The organism is Micromonospora sp. L5, assembly GCF_000177655.2.
GTDB lineage: Bacteria > Actinomycetota > Actinomycetes > Mycobacteriales > Micromonosporaceae > Micromonospora > Micromonospora aurantiaca.
Genome location: NC_014815.1, coordinates 4,390,371 through 4,410,480, shown reverse-complemented (window position 1 = coordinate 4,410,480; position 20,110 = coordinate 4,390,371). Strand labels below are relative to the sequence as shown.

Genomic DNA, 20,110 nt, shown 5'->3' with positions numbered 1-20,110 from the left:
ATCTGTCAGATACTGAATGCGAAAGCCTGTTCGCCGTGGGTAGCCTTCCGGAGCGGATCTTCCTAGACTGCGGGCGTGGCTGACGTCGAGGTCGCACCCCCTACAAGCCGTGAGCAGGACGCCGTTCGAGTTCTGCTGATCATCGCCGCTGCCGCCCAGCCGATGCCACAGAGCCCCTTGCCAGACCCGACGCTCGCTGAGGCGGTGGCGGTCCTAGAGACCCAGGTGAAACTCCAGAAGATCGACTTTTGGGTGCGGAATCCGGACTTTCTTGCGGCGACGCTGCTAAAGGACTACGAGATCAGCCGCGAGCCTTATCTGCTGCAGCTGGCGGAGGAGATCCTGACGTCCGAGGAGCCAGAGGTGCGCCGGTACCCCATGATTCGGTACCTGTTCGGGGCGTACGAGCAACTCGACGATGCGCTGGCTGTGTTGCGCAGCGCCGGTCTCATCATCCGTCGTAAACGCGGAACGCCCGGCCACGTCCAGCAGCACGACTACTTTCTCACCGCGCGCGGGCGGCAGGCCGTCGACACGATCCTCAGCACCGAGCCTGTCTTCGCCTATTACGTCGACCGGGTCAACCTGGTAGCCGCGCTCACCGAGGGATACGGCGGCACGCAGCTGAAAGCCCGCCAGTACCTGCACGAAGAGTATCGGGACACGCCGATCGGGGATCGGATTGGCAGTATCGCGGCACAGACCAGGGCAAGGCTGGCGGAGTTGAGGGCCGAAGCGGCTGAAACGGTGGAGCGGTGATGGACAACGACGACGAATCGCGTGACCTTCCGGACCGCATCGCGCTAGAGGCGAAAGTTGGCCGTCACCGGGTGCTGGAGGTATTCCAAGAGTTCGGGTTACCCCTGGCAAGCTCAACAGCACTCCCGCGCCCGCTGTCGGTGAGCCGCCTACGTATCGCTGGCGACCGCACGGTCGAGCCCAAGGGCCCTTTCGACACCACCCTGCGCTTCGGGAGTGGCCTGACCGCACTCGTTGCCCACAACCTGAAGGGCAAGACCAGTGCCCTGGAGCTGATCACCTGGTGCTTGCGGGGCAGACACCGCGACGATCTCCAGGGCGTCGTCAGGTCCTGGATCTCGCAGCTGGACTGCGACGCTCTCGTGGCAGGTCGCCCCCTCGGCTTACGGCTCAGCATGGACCACGGCGACATCGTTGACGGTCGAATCCTGTCGGCGCCTACCCTCGATGCGTTACAGGGCGTCCGGGAGGCCCGCCCCGACCTGGGGGTGACAGAGGTTGTTGCCGTCCAGGACGCAGCGGCGTACGGGGACGCAGTAGCAGCGCTGATGTTGGACCTGCTGAATCTGGGACGTCTCGAGAACGCATCGACACAGGCTGCGAGCGGCCGGGTAACACACGGGTGGCCCACCTACTTCGGCGCGCTCTACCTTCCCGTCGGCGGCGACCGGGCGCTGCTTGGAGACGTCGTGATGGGGGGGCTTGCGGGCCGACTCCTTCAAGTTTTCCTCGACCTACCAAGCGTCGCGCTCCTGACCCAAGTCAAGGCCATCCGCGACGCCCGGGCTGCCAGCGCGAAGGCAGAATCTGCCGACGACGCGCGACTCCGGGCTCGGCAAGCTCAACAGTACGGCGATGTGCTTCGGCAACTTTCGGAAGCCCGTGAACGGCTTCGCGAACTCACCGTCGAAGCGGAACCCATCGAGCCGGTCTCTTCACTGGCTGCTAGAGTCGCGCGGCTCGGATCCCAACTATTTGAGGCCGAAAGCCGGCTCAGAGCCGCCCGGCAGACACATGACCTGCTCCGGGCCCAACGCCAGAGCGACGAGAAGACGCTGAACGACCTGCGGGAAAGCGCGGTCGCTCGTGCCCTGTTCCATGCGCTCGACCCGGTCGCCTGCCCTCGATGTGAGGCACCAGTGACGAGCGCTCGCCGGGCGGCAGAGAGCAAGGTGCACACTTGCGCCGTGTGCGCGACTGCCGTGGCGGTCGTCGACGACGAAGACCGGGAGCAGATCGAGCAAGAGGCGCAGGACCGCCTGAAGGCAAGCCAGCAGGCCGAGCAGGCGGCAGCAACGGAGCTGGCTGCGGCATCTGACAACGCCCAAGTGCTGCGTCAGCAGCTGACATCGACCGAACAGCGGCTCCGGCTTGCCGAACAAGCATCGCAGGCCGGCGAGCGCGCAGAGTTGATGGCCTTGATCGCACGCTTGGAGGGCATGCTCACCGTCCTCGCGCCCCCAGACGACATCACGGTTGGCCTGGTCGACGATGTGCAGCGTGTGCTCGGTGCCGCAGTCAAGGTTCTAGAGACCGACGGAAGCCGAGCGAGTGAAGGCCTGTTCGACGCACTCAATAAGGAAATCGTCGAAGCGGCTCGACGGTTCGGCATGACCGACCTGGACCGGGTCAAGATTGACAGAGCGGCCCGCCTCCAGGTCTTCAAGGTCGGCGGACCTCGTGAGTGGTTCAGCAACCAGAGCAACGGCGAACGGCTGCGGCTGCGGATCGCAGTCGTGGTGGCACTGCTGCGGGTTGGGGCGCAGTTCGGCCTCGCCACGCACCCCGGCCTGCTCCTCGTCGACAGCCCCAAGGCCGAGGAGGTTCAAGACGTTGACGCGAGCGCCCTCTTTACCGAACTGGAGCAGGCCGCCGCCGACCTACCAGGCCTACAGGTCATCCTCACGACCGCCGACGAGCCGCTCACACGCAGCGTCCTGACCCGGTCCAACATCATTGCGCCAGCGCTGCCAGGCGGGCCATTGTGGTAGCCAGCGGCTGACGTTCGATAACACGAGGGCTTCCCCGGCACCAGGAGGTGGAGGTGAACGCGCTAGACACACTCCTAGCGGACGCTGCTGCGCAGGACACCGCGCCACCCCTTATCGAGTTGTTGGGCAACCTCACGATCGATGAACAGACGATTGCTATACGCGACAGTGCAGGCGGTCCACTGGGTCACCTGACCTGCCGGGCCACCGTCCACGCGCTTGAGATCGGCACACCTCCCGGCAGCGAAATAATCGACGCCTTGCTCGTGGGCCTCACCAGCCAACGCAGTCTGCTGACCCTGAACGACGCAGTCGACGCGCTGCTCGACAGCGGGCCATTTGTGCAGCAGTTTGGTCAACGACTGTGCGATGCGCTCCTCCGCGGGCACACCAACGCGCTCGGCCAGCAGCCGCTCCTCGCCGCCAGCCACCTTGAAGGCGCCCTTCGCCTTGCCATCGTTAACGCAGCCCGGCCCGTCCGCGTACTCAGTGCGCTCGAACTCGACGACGTCACGCGGATCGACCCTGAATACGCCGAGCGTCTTCCCCGGCTCATCGGCGCCGCACTCGACCGATGGGGAGCTGACGAGAACCTCGCACCGCCATTGCGCCAAGACCTCGACAGCCTCCGTGAAGTTCCGGATGCCGCAGCAGACGCCACGTTTGAGTACGGGCTAGATCTGCTGCGCCGCGCGGCGAACCAACAAGCAGCAAATGCCCTCGCGCTGCTTCTCGAAGCACGGGAGCAGATGGCGACCGCCGTCGCCGCCGAGGAAAACCGTGACGATGCGGCGCTCTACGGCGCCGGCCTCGACGCCATCATGGCGTTCTCCCGAGCCGATCGCGACCTGCTAGTCGCCTCTCGCGACTCGGTGTCATCCCTGCTAAACAAGCGGGAGGCGTGGCTCCGAGGTCTCCATACCCCCGCATGGCGACGGCCTCGACGCGAGGCGGAGCGAGCATGGGCCAGGTTGGTCCTCATTCTCGACAACGCCGCCGAGCACATCGCCGCTCCCGCTTGGCTGAACGTCTGGGAAGCACTCGCAGCCGTGCTCGACGCGTACGAACTCGACCGCGAAGTCATCCCGGTGCCGGGCATATCCAACGCGCCAGGACTCGAAGCTGTCGTCCGTCCGATGGTCGAACAGAGCATCGTGCGGGAGCAGTCGCTGCTAGCAGGCTTGAGGCATGCTGCTGAGGTAGCGGCCTCGGCAGACGATCCGCCCATCGACGCCGCCCAGCTGCAGCTTCTGCTGACTCATGTCGATGTCCTGACAGAACGGCCGATCGAACAACGGCACGCTCGCGAGCCCGGCGCCGCATCGGAGGACGACTCACCGGCGCTCCTACGATTAGTTGAGAGGGCGCCATCGCTGGTGGCCCGGCTTGGTCTAGAGAAGGCCATGCGTGCGGCTCAGGGCATGACGGACGATGCGCTCGACCTTATGGAAGGCGTTGCATACCGCGAAACCTTCGACGCTGCTGCCGGACCTCAGGTAGACCTGATCCGGCGGAAACTAGAGGCCGACCTAGCCAAATGCCCCGACTACGCTGGCCGAGTCCGCCAGTACTTCGATCTGCTCACCTGGGAACTGGCCACCTTCCTCGCCGCACGCCACGACGTGCAGTTGACGGGCAAGCTCGCGTATCTAAAGCCCTTCCCGGCCGGAAGAGCCCCGCACGAGGAAAAGCTGCAGGTCGACTACTTCGACTGGCTGCAACGCGGCAAACTCGTCGGACGCGTGCAGTTTGAGGTGTCGCACGTGGCGACCGGCCGCGTCGACATCCAGGCCGGCTTCGGCACCGTCCGCTTCTACATCGAGATCAAGCGCGAGCTTCACGATGCCAGCAACGCTGCGCTGGAAAAGTCCTACCTGACCCAAGCCGCAGACTACGCCGGAACGAACTCGGCACTCGGGCAACTCTTGGTGCTCGATCTTACCGACCACAGCGACGGCGTGCGGCACCTCCGCGAGAGCGCATGGGTCGCAACGCACCGCCCGACCGGCAGCAGCGTCGACCGCTACGTCGTGGTCGGTGTGGTGATCGGTAACCGCGATACTCCGCGCTCGTACTCGGACTGACCAGCCGCGATCAATACGGGGGTGTTTGGTGCTCAGGACGACCTAGCACGCATACGACCTTGCCAAGGATCACCGCCTCGTCCCCTGGGATGACCGGGTAGAGCGGGTTGCGGGGCAGCAACTCGACCTTCCCATCGCGGCTGCGGTAGACCTTGACGGTGGCCTCGTCATCAATCAACGCGGCGACGATGTCACCGTTCTCAGCGGACACCTGCTGTCGTACAACGATGACGTCTCCATCGGCAATGCCCGCCTCGATCATTGAATCCCCGCGGACGTGCAACGCAAACAACGTGCCTCGGCCGACCAGCTCGGACGGCAAGGCCAGGATCTCCTCGACATGCTCCTCTGCGAGGATCGGGACCCCGGCGGCGATGGCCCCAACGAGCGGGACTCGGACACCGGGGCACAAGTCCAGATCGGGCGCGGTGGCGCTGGCCGATGGCCGCGCGTCGACGGCGCGCGGCCCATGGGCAGCGCGCCGCACAAGGCCAAGCCGCTGGAGCACCTTCAGATGATGCGTCACCGATGACGGGGAGCCGAGTCCGACGGCAGCACCAATTTCACGCACCGTCGGCGGATAACCGTGGCGCTCGACCCACTCGCGGATCACTTCCAAGATCCGCTGCTGTCGAGGGCTCAACCTGGGTGAACTGGGTGCCGCATCCGAGGACGTCATTCCCGGACGATACCTCAGTCTTAGATCATATGTGCTAATGCTGGTCGGGTTTGTTATGTGTCCAGAGCAATCGGTCGTCGGCACTCGGCTCGGGCCGCTCGGATCAGGTCGGCGCCCTTGAGCAAGAGCGGGACCAAGCCTCACCACCGCGAGGCAGCTTGAAACCTTCCCCGCTCGAACGCATAGGCCTTTCGCGACGTCCCGTTGTCCGACTACCTAGAGGCCGTCGACAGAAGCGGACACCGCATCGTCGCAGAGCTGCCGGTAGCACATCAGCGCGGTCTCGATCAAGCCGTGTGGGTTGGCATGGTCAGGTTGACTGCGCGGCGACGTCTCGCCCCTGACACACCTCAAAGTCTCTGGATAACCGTCCCACTTGGGTTCATGAAGCAGGTCGGGATTTTCGGGCACCACATCGACCGGCGCAGCGAGCATCGGCGCGAAGGGCCGGCGCAACGCGGGATCCGCCGCAACTCGGCGCCGGGCCGGACTCACCGCCTGCGCGGGCTGTGAAAGCTCATCATCCCTGTCCCCTCGCCCATCGTCGGTGAGGGGCCACCCCGAACGGGCGAAGATCGACTACGACAAATACCCGCCTTGTCGGCCTTCAAGGTCACTTAGACTCAGCCGTCAGCGCCCATCGCGGCGGCCTCGCCGCTTGGCGAGTACCTGGGCAACGACGTCGTGCACATGGCCGCCAACGAGCCGAAGCTGGACGATGAACAATTCGTCATCCTGCGGCAGGCTGTCAATGACCCATGATCCTTCAGGTCTACCTGCATTGCGATCCGTGCACGCGAGCCCACCATGCCGCAGGTAAACCGCCCCTGTCGCGACAGCGCATGTACTTCCTGCTGCTACTTCCCCACGGTATCCGCATCGTCATCGGGTGCGATGGCGTCCAGCACTACGTACGCCCTGACGGCCGTGCCGAGCCTCCTCGCTACGCCGAACTGGTCGCGGAAGACCGGGAACTGCGGTTTAACGGGTACGAGGTGTACCGGTTCGGCACCGCCGAGCTAGTCGATCAAAATCTCGCCCGACAACGGCTCTCCGCCTTCTTCAACCGCCTCGCTGCCCGGCACTGCAGCGACGGTTTCGACGCCAGCCGTGTTTGGTTGTCTACCCTCTCCCTGCCTGGGCCCCGGGCACGCGTCCGGCAGCACATCCGGCTTCGGACTGCGGCTCTCTGCGGCTGCTGGGCTCGCCACTCGCGGGCGAGGCGGTCGGGCAAGCACATGAGCGACCATGCTCGCCGGGTCACCCTCGGCCTCGGACCCGACAATCTGCCACAACGCCCGACTGAGGTCGCGCACAAGATCATCGCCGACTGTTGCAGGCCGCCAACGGGGAGTGGCTCGATAGACCAGCGAACCGGCGGGACGCTCGAGGACTGTATCCCCCCTAACGAACAGGTTTCGCCGCTGCATCGCCGTACGTAGGCCTCGGTGGAGGGTGGCGGCCATCAGCAACATCTCACTGCCGAGCCGCGTAGCCTCCCTGACCCGATGCGGCATGCGGCCCTGGGCCCCAGGGTTCAGCAGCGACCGGGTCCACCGCAGGGCCTCGCCAAGCTCGGCCGCGGCGTCCTGGCCAGGGCCGGCCGCCGGTGCCGCGCGCAGCTCGGCAGCGGCGATCGCCGCCTGCCGCCAACCCCCGATCATCGCCGGGGATCCGTCGGTGCTGAGGACGTGCATCGCCAGGCCAAGCTGCGTCCCGACCTGGAGGTGCGCTCCGGTGACCTGGTCGGGGTGAAGCCACAGCCAGGTACGCGCGGCGCGGACCGCCGCGATCGCCGCATCGACGGTGTTTACCGCCGGTGCCGGATGCTGTGGCGATCGGGCGATATCAAGCTCGCGGAGGTTGGGCTGAGTCTTCGCGCCGGCGATCAGCTCTTTGGCGACGGCACCCAGCCGGCTGCCGCTCGTCCATCTGGCTGCCTCCGCCACCGGCTTGTATGTCTGCGCCAGAGGTCCGCCCCGGTCAAGCCACGCGGGGAGCCGGCCGTCGAGCCGCACGGCACCGACGGCGAGCCGGGCGATGTCACCAAGACCGCCCTGGACACCGCCCCCAGCCCGAATGGCAATCCCCTCCGGAGTGCCAGGACGCCGCCCGGGTGGAACGTGACCGGCGATGATGTCACCCATGACGCCAATCGCGTCAGCGGCCCGCCGCAGCGACCGCGCCGCGCCAGTGGAGACCTCCGGTGCCGGCGGTAGCCGCTCGTCCACCACTGCTGCGGCCCGCAGTCCCACGTAGAACCGGGTCAGGCTCTGCCCGTGCCGCCCGAGGACCAGGCCGGCAGACGCCCTGTCCGGCACCTCCGCCGCTGGACGACCGCCGACCAGCAGCTCCGTTACCCGGGCCAGTTGGTGATAGAGGTCCGACCGGGCACCCACCAGACCGTTGATCTCCCCAGCGGTCCCCGCGCGGCGTCTGGTCACCGCCGCAGCGGCAGCCCGCATCGCCCGCTGCGCCTCCTCGTACCAGAAGCCGATCGTCATACCAGGGCCGCTGCCGCCCGACGCAGTTGCTCGGCTGCCGCGTCGTGATCGAGTCGTCCAGCCAGCCCGTCCTGGGCGACGGCACGGCGATCGTGGTACTGGGCAAGGTGCTCAATGAGATCCCTCACCGCAGCCCGCACCTCGGACCCGTCGGTGTCCGGGGCCGCCGCGTCCACGACGACGTCGTCCTCGTAAAGGCGGCTGCGGACGTCCAGGACCTCCAGTCCGAAGCGGTCCCACGCGGGATCAAAACCGCCCAGGTGCCTCCAGGCTTCGATGGCCAGGTGGACGGCCCCGGCGGCGGCGAGGCTGTCGTCGCCAGCGGCGAGACGCCCGGCGAGGACGTTGGCTGCTTCCGCAAACTCCATGCGAGCAGACTCCGTCAATCGGCCGCCACCGTCCACCCCGCCGGGTTCCGCCCTGTGGACATCCCGCTTCTGAGCAGGTCAACGGCCGCAAACCCCCAACCGGAGGCCTGGATGGAGTCGAACAATTCCTCGCGCCACCAGCCCGTCGCGACGTCGCCGAGGACCGGCGACTCCCCTTGCACGGTTGAGGTGCGGGTGGGAAGCGATCTGGCGCATTCATCCCGCTGAAAATGAGGCGGCGATGGCAGGTCATCGCCGGCTTGGACGAGGCTCGGCAGGATCTCGGTGTGGGCGCGTAACGGGGTGGTGTCGTGCTCCCGGCCGGGCCGCACCTGCGACGTTCAGATCGGCCAGCCGTCCGGGATGGTGATCACCTGAATGTTGCCGCCGTGGTGGTCGCGCTTGTCTGACCACCGCAAATCCACGCCCCGGGTGGGGTCAGGGGTGCGGCAGCGGTTGGTCTCGACCAGCATCCCGTCGATGTTCACGTGGCCGAACCCGGCCGCCTTCGCGGGCAGCAGCGCTCCGCATAGCCCAGGTGATCGGGCAGCCAGGACATCGATGCCTTCGCGCAGATAGTCATAGCCGGTAGCCGGTCGACTTGCTGATCGCGTTATGCCGGGCCAACTGGGCCATTCGCGTGCCGTCCAAAAACCAGCGCAGGACGAGCACCGCTTGGTCACGGCAGGATAACCCGCGGGTATCGGCGCGGGTTCTCCGCCGCAGACGTTCATCGGCCAGCAGCCCGGCCAGGAACGCCACCGTCGCCTCGCGTACCGGCAGCTCGGCCGTATGTGACACACTCATCGTCGACGCAGGACCCTTATGAAGTTGATCTGTCGGAGGACCACCTTCATACCCAAGTTCTGCGTCTTCTCGTTGCACCACAACCAATCCGGCGTGTTACCGCACCACCGGCGATATCGGCTACCCAGCGTCGCCATTACGCTGAATGGCTCACTCGGTCACCAGCACGTTCCTGAAGGCAGCGGCCGCGGGCAGCTTGCGCTCGTCAATGCGTCCGGCGAGTTCGTCGGAGCGGGGCGCCCACAGGTTGGCATGAACGCGCATTTTCAGGTGAGGGATCGGTGTCGGATCCCAGCCGACACGCTCATGGACGACTCTGCCGTCGACCAGCCAAGTCACTCGGTCTGGCCGCCAGTCGATGGCGTATCGATGGAAGTCTGCGGTGGCGTCGAAGCCGAGGTCGATCCGACAGGGCGAGCCACGGTATCCGAAGCCCATGGCGGTACCGTCGTCGCCAGGATTGAAATACACGTTGACCAGCATTCGCCGGGGATCGGCGCCCGCGAACTCGATGTCGATCTCCTGCCGTGGTGTGTCGCGATGCAGGAAGAATCCGGTAACGAGCCCCGAGCCTGGCGCTGCCCTTATCTCTGCCTCAAAGCGCCCATGCGGGAACGAGCGTACGGATGCGAAGGCTCCCGACCGGTACGGTCGGGAGCCGCTTTCGATGGCGTCAATCACTAGTTGCGCGCCCTCGTCGCTGTGCTGGAGACCTTCCGGTGCGAACGACGCCAGGTTGCCCGGAAAAGTCTCGATGAGACCAGGGAACGATGCCGACGCCTCTGTCATGGAGGCTTTGGCAATGGCCAGGCCGGCCGCGCGCACGGAACGGCGCGCGTTCTGCATCGGCCGCCATCCGCTCGACGCAGGAAGGACCCAGGGCGAGTCGTCCATCGCGAAGTTGTCCCGCCGTAGCCGCGCAGCGGTGCCGAGTCGTGCGGTCGGGCGTTGGTCTCGGAACAGGCGGAAAGCTCGCGGAGTTCCGGCCGGGAAGGGTTCGATGGGCTCGACAAGGCCCAACACACCGCATAGGCCTCTCCACGATCCGCCCAAGGAATCACGGGGTGCCAGAACGGCCGACCGCGACAGCGGCAGTTGGTCTAGCTCCAGACCCGCTGGTGTCTGCGCGTCCGCCTCCAGGAGGATAACCGAACGCTCGTTCGCCACCGCGGCGGCAAGCGCGGCGGGCACGAGCGGAGCGTCAACGAGGGCGTCGAAGGTCTTCAACACCTCCTTCAGTTCTCGCTCGTGCATCGGTTCCTCATCGCCGTCGAACGCGCGGACGCGCAGCCCGAGCATCGACAGCGCCATGGCGAGGCTTTCCTGCTCCCCGCCCCCGGTCCACGCCAGCACTGGACCAGTGCGCGATAGGTCAGGAGGCTTGGCTCCCTGCCCAGAATCGACGATCCCAGCGCGGGCCAGGTAGGGCAGGACCGAGTAGGCATTGTCGGACGCTTCGTCATGCCTCTGCGCGATCGCGGGCGAAGTGAGTGCCAGCGCACCGAGTTCTGCAAACCGGTAGTTCATCCATAGGTCGACGGGTCCGACCACGGGCATTGCGCGAAGGAGCGCGGCGGCTCCCTTGCGCGAGAGTACGTAACCCGAGAGGAACCACAGGCCGCGTGAAGGTCGAAAGAGGATGTCGCAAGCTTCGTCGCGCGCCGCAGTTCCGCCGGCGTCAGAGTACGAAAGGTAGAGCAGCTTCGGTCCACCTTCGGCTGTGCACCGGTCGAGGGCGGCGCGCCAGCCGCGATCGATGGCAGCTGGGGCGCCAGGTTTGAACCAGACGTCGTCTTCCAGCACGAGAACGTAGTCCTCGGTCCCGTTCGCGACAGCCTTCCAGACCTCCACGTGCGACCGCGCCACCGCCACTTCTTGCCGCGACATCCGCACCGGCTCATCCTCGGCGAAACACTCTGCCAGTCGGGCGTCGGGTTGCACGTGCAACTGATCGCCGATTCGATACATCACGTCCACGTCAACGGTCGCCGCTACGGCGCGTCCGTCCCGCGCATCGACTGCTGCGAGTCGCCGTGTGATCGACGTCAACGGAATGCCCTCGGATGTCCGGAACCGGCCTAGCTCTTTTGTCACGCGCCGCCATCGCCTCGGCTGCCTGTCCAGGTTGATGACGATGATCGCTCCAATCTGGCCTGTGCCTCGACCGAAGGCCCGAACTCGGCGACCTGGGACGAACACGGTCAGGGAGCGCCATGTTCGGAACGCGAGCGCTCGCACTGGACTGACCAAGTTGTTGATGTTCATTGAGGGCCTCGTCAGCTGTCCATGTTGCGCCAGTTGCGGACGTCGTTGCGATATGCGAGGTCCCAGCACGGCTCCGCGATTTCCTCCCAGTCGAGGAGCAACTCGAAGTCTGGCATGGTGCCACTAATCTGCGACTCGCGGGCGTGCGCGGCTAGAACAGCGGTAAGGTTCCCGGGACCGGTCGTCGCCTGAATCTCCGGCGCTGGCTCATCTCCAAGCAGGGTGTCGGTCGCACGCGCGAGCGCCCGCCGCAGGACTGGATGACCGGCTGGGGCGGCGATCGGGTTGTTGTTGACGTAGAAGATGCGACCGTCCGTCGGCAAGTCGATTCTCCGCAGTTCAGACCCTGGCACCATGCCGCCGGCAGTCACGTCATAACACAGCGGGTGGACCTTTAGCGTGCCATCGCGGAAGACGTCGTTCCAGCCGTCGCCAAGCAGCACATCGTCTGCGTCGACATACAGGCCGCCCTCCGCTAGCACGAAGCACATGCGTAGATAGTCACTGCGCATTGCGGGATGCCTGCATCGCGCAAACGCCGCAAGCTCCCGCGGACCATACCGCTCCTCGATGTAGGCCGCTGCCGAGGCATCGCCGAACATCCGGAACGAGAAACCTTCGTCGCGCAGCGCATCCCAACTCTCCAGGCACTTACGGACGTCCGGTGGTACGTCGCACGGGTCGTGCCAGAACCGCACCAGGGTTCTGGGTATAGACCCTGCATGATCTGCGTGCCTGGATCCCGAAGATGCTCGAGGGCTTCGTAGTTGCCGCAACGTCAAGTCTCGAATGAAGTCAGAACGCAGACGGTCGTCCTCTTCGAAGCCTGGCGGGTACGAATCCGTTGCCGAGGTTCCTTGGCGAGGGCCGCGTGTTACGGGAGCGTCCGGCGCTGGAGCGATCAACGGTTTCTCTGTGTCGCGCCTCGTCGGTCTCACCGACCCCCATCTTTCCGATATGCGATGTAGCGCTCGGAACTCCGGCGGAGATACGCACGCCCCTCGACGACGAAACCGTCCAGTTCATGATCTGCCGTGTAGGTATCGAGGTCCGACAGGTTGTTGATGAATCCCTTCCCGTTGAAGTTGAGAGATGTGTTGCACAGGACTCCGTATCCGGTGCGTGCCTTGAAGGCAAGGAGCAGCTCGTAGAGTTGGGCGTTCGTACTTGGGCTTACAGTTTGGAGCCGGGCCGTGCCGTTTACGTGCGTTACTGCGGCCAGCGCGTCCGTGTTGGCTCGGTAGGTGTACAGCATGAACGGGCTTTCGCGATCACAGCCGAACCACCGCGCCGCATCATCTTCTAGGCAGACAGGCGCGATTGGCCGGAACTGCTCGCGCTGCTTGATCTCGTTCAGGCGCACCCTCGTGCTGTCATCGAAAGGCGAGGCGAGGATGGACCTATTGCCCAGGGCGCGAGGGCCGATCTCGTACCGGCCGTTGACCCAGCCAAGGATTAGGCCGCTACTTAGCATGTGGGCGACGTCCTCGTAACTCGCGTCTCGGACGTCGTAGCGACCGGCGGCGACGGGTGAATCCATCCTGAACGGCAGTCCGGAATAGACGTCCCATTTGATCTTTGCGTTGCCGGTGAAGTGCAGTTGAGCGTCAATCGCTGTCCCGATTGCCGAGCCGGAGTCGTTGGCAACGGGTGGCACGAAGACCTCGGAAAAGATGCCGGCTTCCCTCCACTTCGAGTTCCAGTCACAGTTCAGGCCGCAACCTCCAGCGATGACCAAAGGCAGGTTCTTGCGCAGATTCGTTTTAGCGAAGCGGTAGAAGGTGTCGAAGATTCTGTCGCTAAAGATGCCCGCGAAGTTGCGGAACTCTGTGTCATCCGTGCCTACGTTGTAGTACGCGGAAGACTCCAGTCGGTCGTAGAGGTCAAGCCGAACGTGTTCCGAAGATAGAAGGAAGGCCATCAAATCTTCCTCCTCGGCGGTGGGCGTGCCTCTTTCTGAGAAAGAGGCGAGCGCCATCAACTTGCCTGCATCCGAGAAGCGGGAGAACGGCGCATTCTTGGGAAAGGTCGGATCTGCTAATCCATAGATCGAGGCGTATCGATCACCTGGTTCGCTCATTACGTCGGCGATCAACGTTATGTTCATGTCCGGATCGATCTCATAGAACGCGCCGATCGCCCCCTCCCACACCAGTGCATAGCAAGGCGAGCCCTGGGGAAAGGGTGACATGCCAAATCCGCAGAGCAGGTGCGACCTCTCGTGAGAAGAGGAGAAAAACGGAATCGACTTGCCGAGCAGGCGGCGATGCTCCACAGTGATTTCGTCTTTAACGATGCCGCGATACCCAACGTGGGACGGTGACCCGGTCGGGCGCGCCTCACGCGGCCACCAACCCCCAGTGCATACCACGTCGGGCACTTGCTCTAGCCGTCCGAAGGCGTCGAGCATGTCGCGACTGGACATCGGGGTGTACCGGTAGTTGGAGTCCTTCTCCGCTTCGACAGAGGAGACGAGGTAACCGTCGCGAAGGTGGACGAAGGCTCCGTCGTGACCCGGGTTGTACGACACGATATCCACGCTCGCGGGACCCTTCTCGTTCGGTGAGCCGGGCGACGACTGCGGCGAGGGCCGCCACTTGCCCACTGGCGCTCTTAGCTCCTTGCGCGGCGGTGGCCAAGCGATCCGTCAGTGACCCTCTTTTGTAGCCGCCTCGTGCTCGTGATCGAATGCAACTTACCCGGTTCTCCGCGCCACAGTGCATCCGCCTTCCAGCGGTGCGGGGCCGGCGACCCGGCCGGCGCCGCCACCCTTCGAAACCCTGCTCACCGATCGGCTGCGGGTGCTTGGGCCACCCCCACACCTTGCTCACCCGCCACAACATCGCCCGGTGGCCCGGCAGGCCGACGACCATGCCGCCATCGCGTTTGAGACGCTGCCCACAGACCAACTGCGGGTACTCGGTGCCGACCACCCCACACCCTGCGAACCCGCCATAGCCTCACCCATCGGCGGGAAGCCGCCCAGCGTTCTAATACTCCAGCCGCACTTGATGGGGTCTGAGTCTTCGCTTGGTAGTGGGCTGTTTTGGCGCGGTACTGGTGTTCGGCGTCGCCATCGTGACCATCGATGTACGTGGTCGAAGGGCCGGGTGGTGGTGGTCAGGTGCGCCAGCAGACGTCGGACCTCGCCGAGGGCGAGGGGAATGAGACCGTCGTGGTCGGCTTCGGCGCCCCCTTTGGCGTGGACGGCGGTGACGGCAAGGTAGGCGTGGGCGCACAGAACGCGCACGTCGGATGCTGGCCCGACCAGGAAGCACTTCGCCGTGGACTACGCCGGAGGCGGGCCTACGTCCATCGACGACCACTCCGCCTCGTCGGTTTCACCGGGTGCGGCCAGCCCATGCATCAGGATGTCGAGGTAACGCCGTGTCTCCACGACGAACTGCTGGAGCATCGGCATCACGTCGTGCGTCGTGTCTCGGTAGGTGAGTTGCACCTTCATGCTCGGGCGGAGGACCATCCGGCCGACCATCCTGATCAGCGCTCCGGCATGGATCGTCCCGAGCACCACGCCATCTCCGAACTTGACGTCTGAGCGCATGTCGATGCGTGGCGTGGCTTGGGTGTCATGGTTCTCGTACTCGAACGATCCGCCGAGGTTGATCTCGTGTAGGTCGGCCGAGACCGTCAAGATGTCGCGGTGCTTGTCCTGGATATCGAGGTCGTGGAGCATCGACAGCACCGACACACCCTCGGCTGGCACGTAGGTGAACGGTTGCATGATCCGGAGCCGTTCCTGGAACTCCGGGTGGATCTCACCGATCCAAGCCTTGACGGCCTCGCCCCACTGCTTCTCGTCGTCGCAGATCGGGAAGGTGACGCGTTTCGGGCGGGTCGGTTGTGCGTCGTCGAAGTGCGCCATACCCCAGGCCACGGCATCGAACGCGCTTCGGAGGTTGTGCAGGGCATCGCCGAGATCGAGCGACCACTCGTGCTTCGGTATCCCGCGCGGGACCCGGGCAACGAGGTCGATCCCTTGGCGGTCGTCGCGCAACACCGCGTCCACGGACACGGGCGCGCTGGCGTGCCACTCACCGAACTTCGACTGCAGGGCGGCGATGTGTGACTTCCCTCGGCTCCATTTGAGATCGGGCCACGTCGTGAAGTTGACGCCGCCGACGAGCCGGATCGGCTCTTCGAATGGCCGTTGGCTGTCTGCGGCGGGAGCATCATCGGGCACGGCACAAGCATCGCATCTGCCCCACCGACGCCCTGGGAGCGGGCACGCGCGGCGCTCCGTGGGGTCTCCCGCAACACGGCGTCGATCCCGTCGAGGAGTTCGCGAGCTGGCCGGAACCCCCGTACGGGCGGTTTCAGCGCCACCGGCGCGTGTGGCTACGCCAACATGACATCCACGTCCGTCACGGGAGGGTATTTGGGCCTCGGACACCAGTCTTCGTGCGAGGTCACGGGAGCTGCGGCGTTCACCATGACCACCGCCCGGCAACCGCGCCGCGGATGCCTCAACGAGCAGCTAGCAGCCGCAGCCCTACGGCCGAGTGGGCCCCGACCTCATCTTGAGTCAGGACCCACTCCAGCCCAACTCAAGCCAGTGGATGCGGCTCATTGGTAAGTGCCGCGAGCGCGGCGGCTACTTCGTGAATGGTGGCGCGAACGTAGGTGGCGGTGGTTCCCGCGTCACCGCCGCTGCCTGTGTGACCAGCGTAGGCGCGGGCGACGGCGTAGCCAAAGTTCCTCTCCACCCACGTCAACGTGGTGTGCCGTAGCCAGTGTGTGCTGATCTGCTGCGTGTGCGCCCAGGGCAGGTGCTCACCGATACGCACCCACAGGTGGTCGTAGCGCCGGTAGGTGATCGGCTGCCCGCTGCGGTACCGGAACAACGGTCCTATCTCGGTGGCGTGCCGCTGCTCGGCGTGCCGCTGCAGATACCGCATCAGCGTCGGCGACACCGGCTGCCACCGTACCGTCTCGCCCTTTTCCCGCAGCAGGATCAGACACTGATCCGGGTCCAGGTCGACCGGCCGCAAGGCCAGGGCCCCGCCCCGGCGGCACGCCGTCTCGGTATGCAACCGCAACAGCAGACTGTCCAACGCCGGATCGTCACCTGTAGATGCCGCGACCTCGTTGATCTCCGCCAGCCGCGTGTCCGCCAACGCCCGCCGGGTACTCGGCAACCGCCGCGGCTTCGCCACCTTCAACGCAGGGTTATCCGCCTCCGCGATGAAACCGTCGGCGACTGCCCGCCGGTATAGGCACCGCAACGACGCGATCAGATGCTCTGCCGCGCTGCGCCCACCCCGCGCGTTGCGGCGGGCTACTACGTGCGACTTGACGTACTCCGCAAGCCGCTCGATCTCCGACGGTGTCGGCTCGTCCAGCCGCCGCTGCCCCCACTGCTCGACAACGCGCTTCCAGTACGACCCGTACGCTCGGCGGGTACCGGCACTGACCGCTGCCGCCACCACCGGCACGTACTCAGCGAAGGTCGGTGCCGGAGGGCGAGGCGACGCCGCCTCGATAAGGTCCGCCGGCGTAATCCCCATCCGCGCCAGCAACAAGCGAGCCGCATCCAACTCCGCTTTGCCCGCAGCAGTGCCGCTCACGCCTCATCACCACCGAGCGCTTCGGCATGTACTCGGGCAACCACCGCATCCAGCGAAGCCGGCGGGTGAAGCACCAGACGACCCGCAGCCGGGTCCGCGGCCAGCAGTACCCGGTCGCCGGCCGTCAGGCCACACCACTGCCGGACCACCGCCGGCAGCCGCACGTGACCTTCCCTGGTCACCCGGAACACGCCCTGCCGGTCAGCTCCGACGATGATCAGACCGCCGCTTTCCCTGATGCCCAGCCTGAGGCCAGGACCCCAGCCGAGCGCGGTCATCACCGCCCGATCGGCGACGCGGCCATGCACATCAAGCGTCGCCAGCCCATACACCGCGCTGCTGTCACGAGTAGGAGCAAGCCGCGCCAGCGGCAGAGGCGGTCGCTTCATCGCGGCACGCGAGTCGCCGCGGATCTTGAACCCGCCTGACGGAACCACCGCCGGGATCACTGAATCGATTGGCCGGTCTGTCATGACCCACCTCGCCCAACGACGAGGCTGCCACCAACGGCGGTAACAGAGAGTGAAATCAGGTGGTCAAGCATGCTTGACCACCTGTACGTCCAACGTCGCACGGTTGCTACGCGGGAGTGTCCGAGGGGGGACTTGAACCCCCACGCCCTATACGGGCACTAGCACCTCAAGCTAGCGCGTCTGCCATTCCGCCACCCGGACCTGCACGTACCAGCCTACCCGGTCGACCAATGTGAGCTACTCACCGCATCGGTCGGCCTGGCGGGCCGCACGGGGCATTACTGTACACGGCCCAGAACGATCATGCACATCAGCTCCACCGTGGGACGTTTGCGCAGGTCAGCGGCCACAACGATCGGGTGGGTAGCGCGCAACAGGCGATTCCGGGCAGCATTGCTCACGTGTCCCACCCCTCCCCGTTGATCGCCACTCAACACCAGGCCCTCGCGCTACGCGCCGCGGGTGACCTGACAAGCGCCCGCCGCCTGCTCGCCGACGCGATCATCGCGGCCCGCCCGGCGTACGGCGAGGACCACCAGGACGTCCTGGCCACCGGTCACCTGCTGGCCCGGCTGCACCGCGAGGCCGACGACCCGGCAGCCGCCCGGCGCGTACTCGAAGAGGCCTACGCGGCCGGCGAGCGCCGCCGCGGCGAGGCCGACCCGCTGATGCTCGCGCTCAGTTTCGACCTCGCCGGGGTGTCCGAGGAGCTGGGCAACCGGCACGAGGCCCGCCGCAACTACAGCCGCGTGGCGACCGCCGGGTCCGCCGTGCTCGGTCCGGACCACCCCGCGGTACGCGCAGCCCGCCAGTACCTCGGCGGCTCCGCCGCCGCTCCCGCAGGCTATGGGCCCTCCCCCGGCGGCTCCGCCGCCGCTGCCGCACCGCACCCCGCTCCGCCCCCGCCCGGATACCCGAATGCGGGCCGTCCCGGGCACCCCCATCCGTCAGTGCCCGGACATGCCGATCCAGCGTTGCCCGGGAGCCCCGGCCCGGTCCGGCCCGGCCAACCCGGTCCCGCCTCCGCCGGGTACCCCGGGCACGGAGTGTCCGAACCCACCGTCTCGCTGCGGCCTGTCCCACCGCCGCACCCGCACGCACCCGCGCCGCCCCGGCCCGTCGCCCCGGGTGCGCCCGCAGCGAATCCGCCGGTACCCGGCTCACAGTGGGCTCCCCGCCCGGGCCCGGCACCGCATGCGCCCCACGCCGGGCAGCCACCTCAGTCCGCGCCGATCATTCCTCCGCCCCCGGTGGCGCCTGCCCCGCCGCACCACCCTCCCGCCGCCGGGCCGAGCGGACCCGCGAGTCCGTGGGCGCCGGCCTCGAGGGCTGCCTCGGAGGCGACGACCCGGTTCGCGCCCATCACGGAAGAGGCCACCTCCCGGTTCCCGGTAGTGCCCGTCGAACCCACCGCACCAGCGACACCGCCGTCTGCCGGGGCCGCCCCGCAGACTCCCGGCATCCGCCCGGTGCCCCCGGCCCACGGTGTCACCCCGGTACCGCCGGCCCAGGGCGTGACCGCGGTTCCACCGGCCCAAGGTGCGACCCCGCTTCCGCCGGGAACCTACGGTCGACCGGCCGTCGCTCCCGGCGTGACGCCGGTACCGCCCCGCGTCCCCGTTGCCGCACCCCTGGACCCGGCGACCTCCGGCACGTCCGTGCCCCCGCCGCCCCCCGGAGCCCCGGCGGCAACCCCGGGAACACCGCGAACACCGGGAACGCCGGGAACGCCGACGACGGCACCCACGGCCGGCGCGCCGGTACCCGCGAGGCCGGCGGTGCCTCCGATGCCGGGCCCGGCGTCCTCGGCCGCCGCAGCGCGTGTCGCGCCCGTCTCGGCGCCGTCCGCCCCCGCACGTCCGGTCCCGCCACCACCGAGCGTGGCCGGTACGCCTCCAGTGTCGCCACCACCGGCGCCGAGCGTGGCCGGCACGCCTCCGGTCCCGCCTCCGCCGGTGCCGGGCACCGCTGGGAGACCGCTACCGTCCCCGCAGACACCCGGCACTGCTGGCGCCCCGCCACAGAGACCCGGCACTGCTGGCGCCCTGCCGCAGCCGTCCGGCACTGTCGGCGTCTCGCCGCAGACGCCGGGTAAGGCGGTTACGCCGCCCTCACAGATGCCCGGGACAGTCGGCGCGTCTCCGCTACCGCCCCCGCCGGTCATCCCGCCCCCGCCCGCAACGCCGGTCGTCGAGACGCCGCCCTCCACCGGAGGCACTCCGCCTGCGTCACGGACACCATCGGCGGGAGTCCTGCCACCGCCACCTTCGACCGTCCTCCCGCCGGCACCGCGCGTTCCGCCGATGGAGAGCGGTGTCCTGCCACCGTCGCCGGCAGTTCCGGTCGCCCCGCCGGGATCGACCTCGTCCGCCCCGCCACCGGGCACCACTCCGGGCTCGACGGCGCCTCCGGTGCCGGTTTTCCAGCCGGTGGCGGAATCCGCTGCGGCTACTGCCACCCCAGCGGCACCCCCCGTGGCCCCCGTGGCGCCCCGACCGGCACCGGCCCAACGGGCGACACCGACGACCGAGGCCGTCCCCGCTCCCCCACGCGCCGATACGAGCCGAGCCGCCGATATGGATCGGACTGCCGATA

At 66.9% G+C, this 20,110-nt stretch carries 12 protein-coding genes, 1 tRNA gene and 2 pseudogenes; 4 read left to right on the top strand and 11 right to left on the bottom strand.

What is annotated here, in order from left to right:
* The first annotated feature begins 75 nt into the window (after positions 1–75).
* Genes ML5_RS20750 through ML5_RS31210 form a run of 3 tightly spaced genes read left to right on the top strand, consistent with a single transcriptional unit; the run spans position 76 to position 4,834 of the window.
* A complete protein-coding gene (locus ML5_RS20750) occupies positions 76–759 on the top strand; it encodes a hypothetical protein (protein ID WP_041784239.1) in 684 nt (227 codons plus the stop codon).
* A complete protein-coding gene (locus ML5_RS20745; RefSeq protein WP_013476010.1) occupies positions 759–2,750 on the top strand; it encodes an ATP-binding protein in 1,992 nt (663 codons plus the stop codon). The genes ML5_RS20750 and ML5_RS20745 overlap by 1 nt, the downstream gene beginning before the upstream one ends.
* Positions 2,751–2,803: 53 nt before the next feature.
* Positions 2,804–4,834, top strand: a complete 2,031-nt coding sequence (locus ML5_RS31210) for a hypothetical protein (RefSeq protein WP_013476009.1) — start codon at positions 2,804–2,806, stop codon at positions 4,832–4,834.
* Positions 4,835–4,844: 10 nt separating this feature from the next.
* On the opposite strand, the gene lexA is transcribed toward ML5_RS31210, so the two are convergent.
* The 11 genes and pseudogenes from lexA to ML5_RS20680 all read right to left on the bottom strand — a co-directional run bounded on the left by lexA (position 4,845) and on the right by ML5_RS20680 (position 17,716).
* Positions 4,845–5,513: a transcriptional repressor LexA gene (gene lexA, locus ML5_RS20735; protein WP_041784238.1), complete on the bottom strand. Its 669-nt coding sequence runs from the start codon at positions 5,511–5,513 to the stop codon at positions 4,845–4,847.
* Positions 5,514–6,532: 1,019 nt separating this feature from the next.
* On the bottom strand, positions 6,533–8,017 hold the full coding sequence (locus ML5_RS20730) for a hypothetical protein (RefSeq protein ID WP_041784237.1): 1,485 nt from the start codon (positions 8,015–8,017) through the stop codon (positions 6,533–6,535).
* Positions 8,014–8,385 (bottom strand): hypothetical protein, encoded by a 372-nt coding sequence (locus tag ML5_RS20725; RefSeq protein ID WP_013476006.1) that lies wholly within the window; start codon positions 8,383–8,385, stop codon positions 8,014–8,016. Before ML5_RS20725 ends, ML5_RS20730 begins: the two co-directional genes overlap by 4 nt.
* A gap of 245 nt (positions 8,386–8,630) precedes the next feature.
* Positions 8,631–9,192: pseudogene (locus ML5_RS32870) on the bottom strand (transposase family protein); the annotation flags it as partial.
* 150 nt (positions 9,193–9,342) lie between these two features.
* A complete protein-coding gene (locus tag ML5_RS20715) occupies positions 9,343–11,457 on the bottom strand; it encodes a family 16 glycosylhydrolase (RefSeq protein ID WP_013476005.1) in 2,115 nt (704 codons plus the stop codon).
* Positions 11,458–11,468: 11 nt separating this feature from the next.
* Entirely contained in the window at positions 11,469–12,155 is a 687-nt protein-coding gene (locus ML5_RS20710; protein WP_201766701.1) for a glycosyltransferase family 32 protein, read from the bottom strand.
* 236 nt (positions 12,156–12,391) lie between these two features.
* Positions 12,392–13,996, bottom strand: coding sequence for a carbamoyltransferase C-terminal domain-containing protein (locus ML5_RS20705; protein WP_041784236.1), 1,605 nt, complete (start codon positions 13,994–13,996; stop codon positions 12,392–12,394).
* A 750-nt stretch (positions 13,997–14,746) separates the two neighbouring features.
* Positions 14,747–15,658 carry a hypothetical protein gene (locus ML5_RS31195; protein WP_013476002.1) on the bottom strand — a complete coding sequence of 304 codons (912 nt, stop codon included), beginning with the start codon at positions 15,656–15,658 and terminating at the stop codon, positions 14,747–14,749.
* 364 nt (positions 15,659–16,022) lie between these two features.
* Positions 16,023–17,042, bottom strand: coding sequence for a site-specific integrase (locus tag ML5_RS20690; protein ID WP_041784233.1), 1,020 nt, complete (start codon positions 17,040–17,042; stop codon positions 16,023–16,025).
* A complete protein-coding gene (locus tag ML5_RS32865; protein WP_236619245.1) occupies positions 17,039–17,515 on the bottom strand; it encodes an AbrB/MazE/SpoVT family DNA-binding domain-containing protein in 477 nt (158 codons plus the stop codon). Before ML5_RS32865 ends, ML5_RS20690 begins: the two co-directional genes overlap by 4 nt.
* A 117-nt stretch (positions 17,516–17,632) precedes the next feature.
* Positions 17,633–17,716, bottom strand: a tRNA-Leu gene (locus ML5_RS20680).
* A gap of 158 nt (positions 17,717–17,874) precedes the next feature.
* On the opposite strand from ML5_RS20680, the pseudogene ML5_RS33275 reads away from it, so the two are divergent.
* Positions 17,875–18,090 (top strand): annotated as a pseudogene (locus tag ML5_RS33275) (hypothetical protein); the annotation flags it as partial.
* Between the last annotated feature and the right edge of the window lie 2,020 nt (positions 18,091–20,110).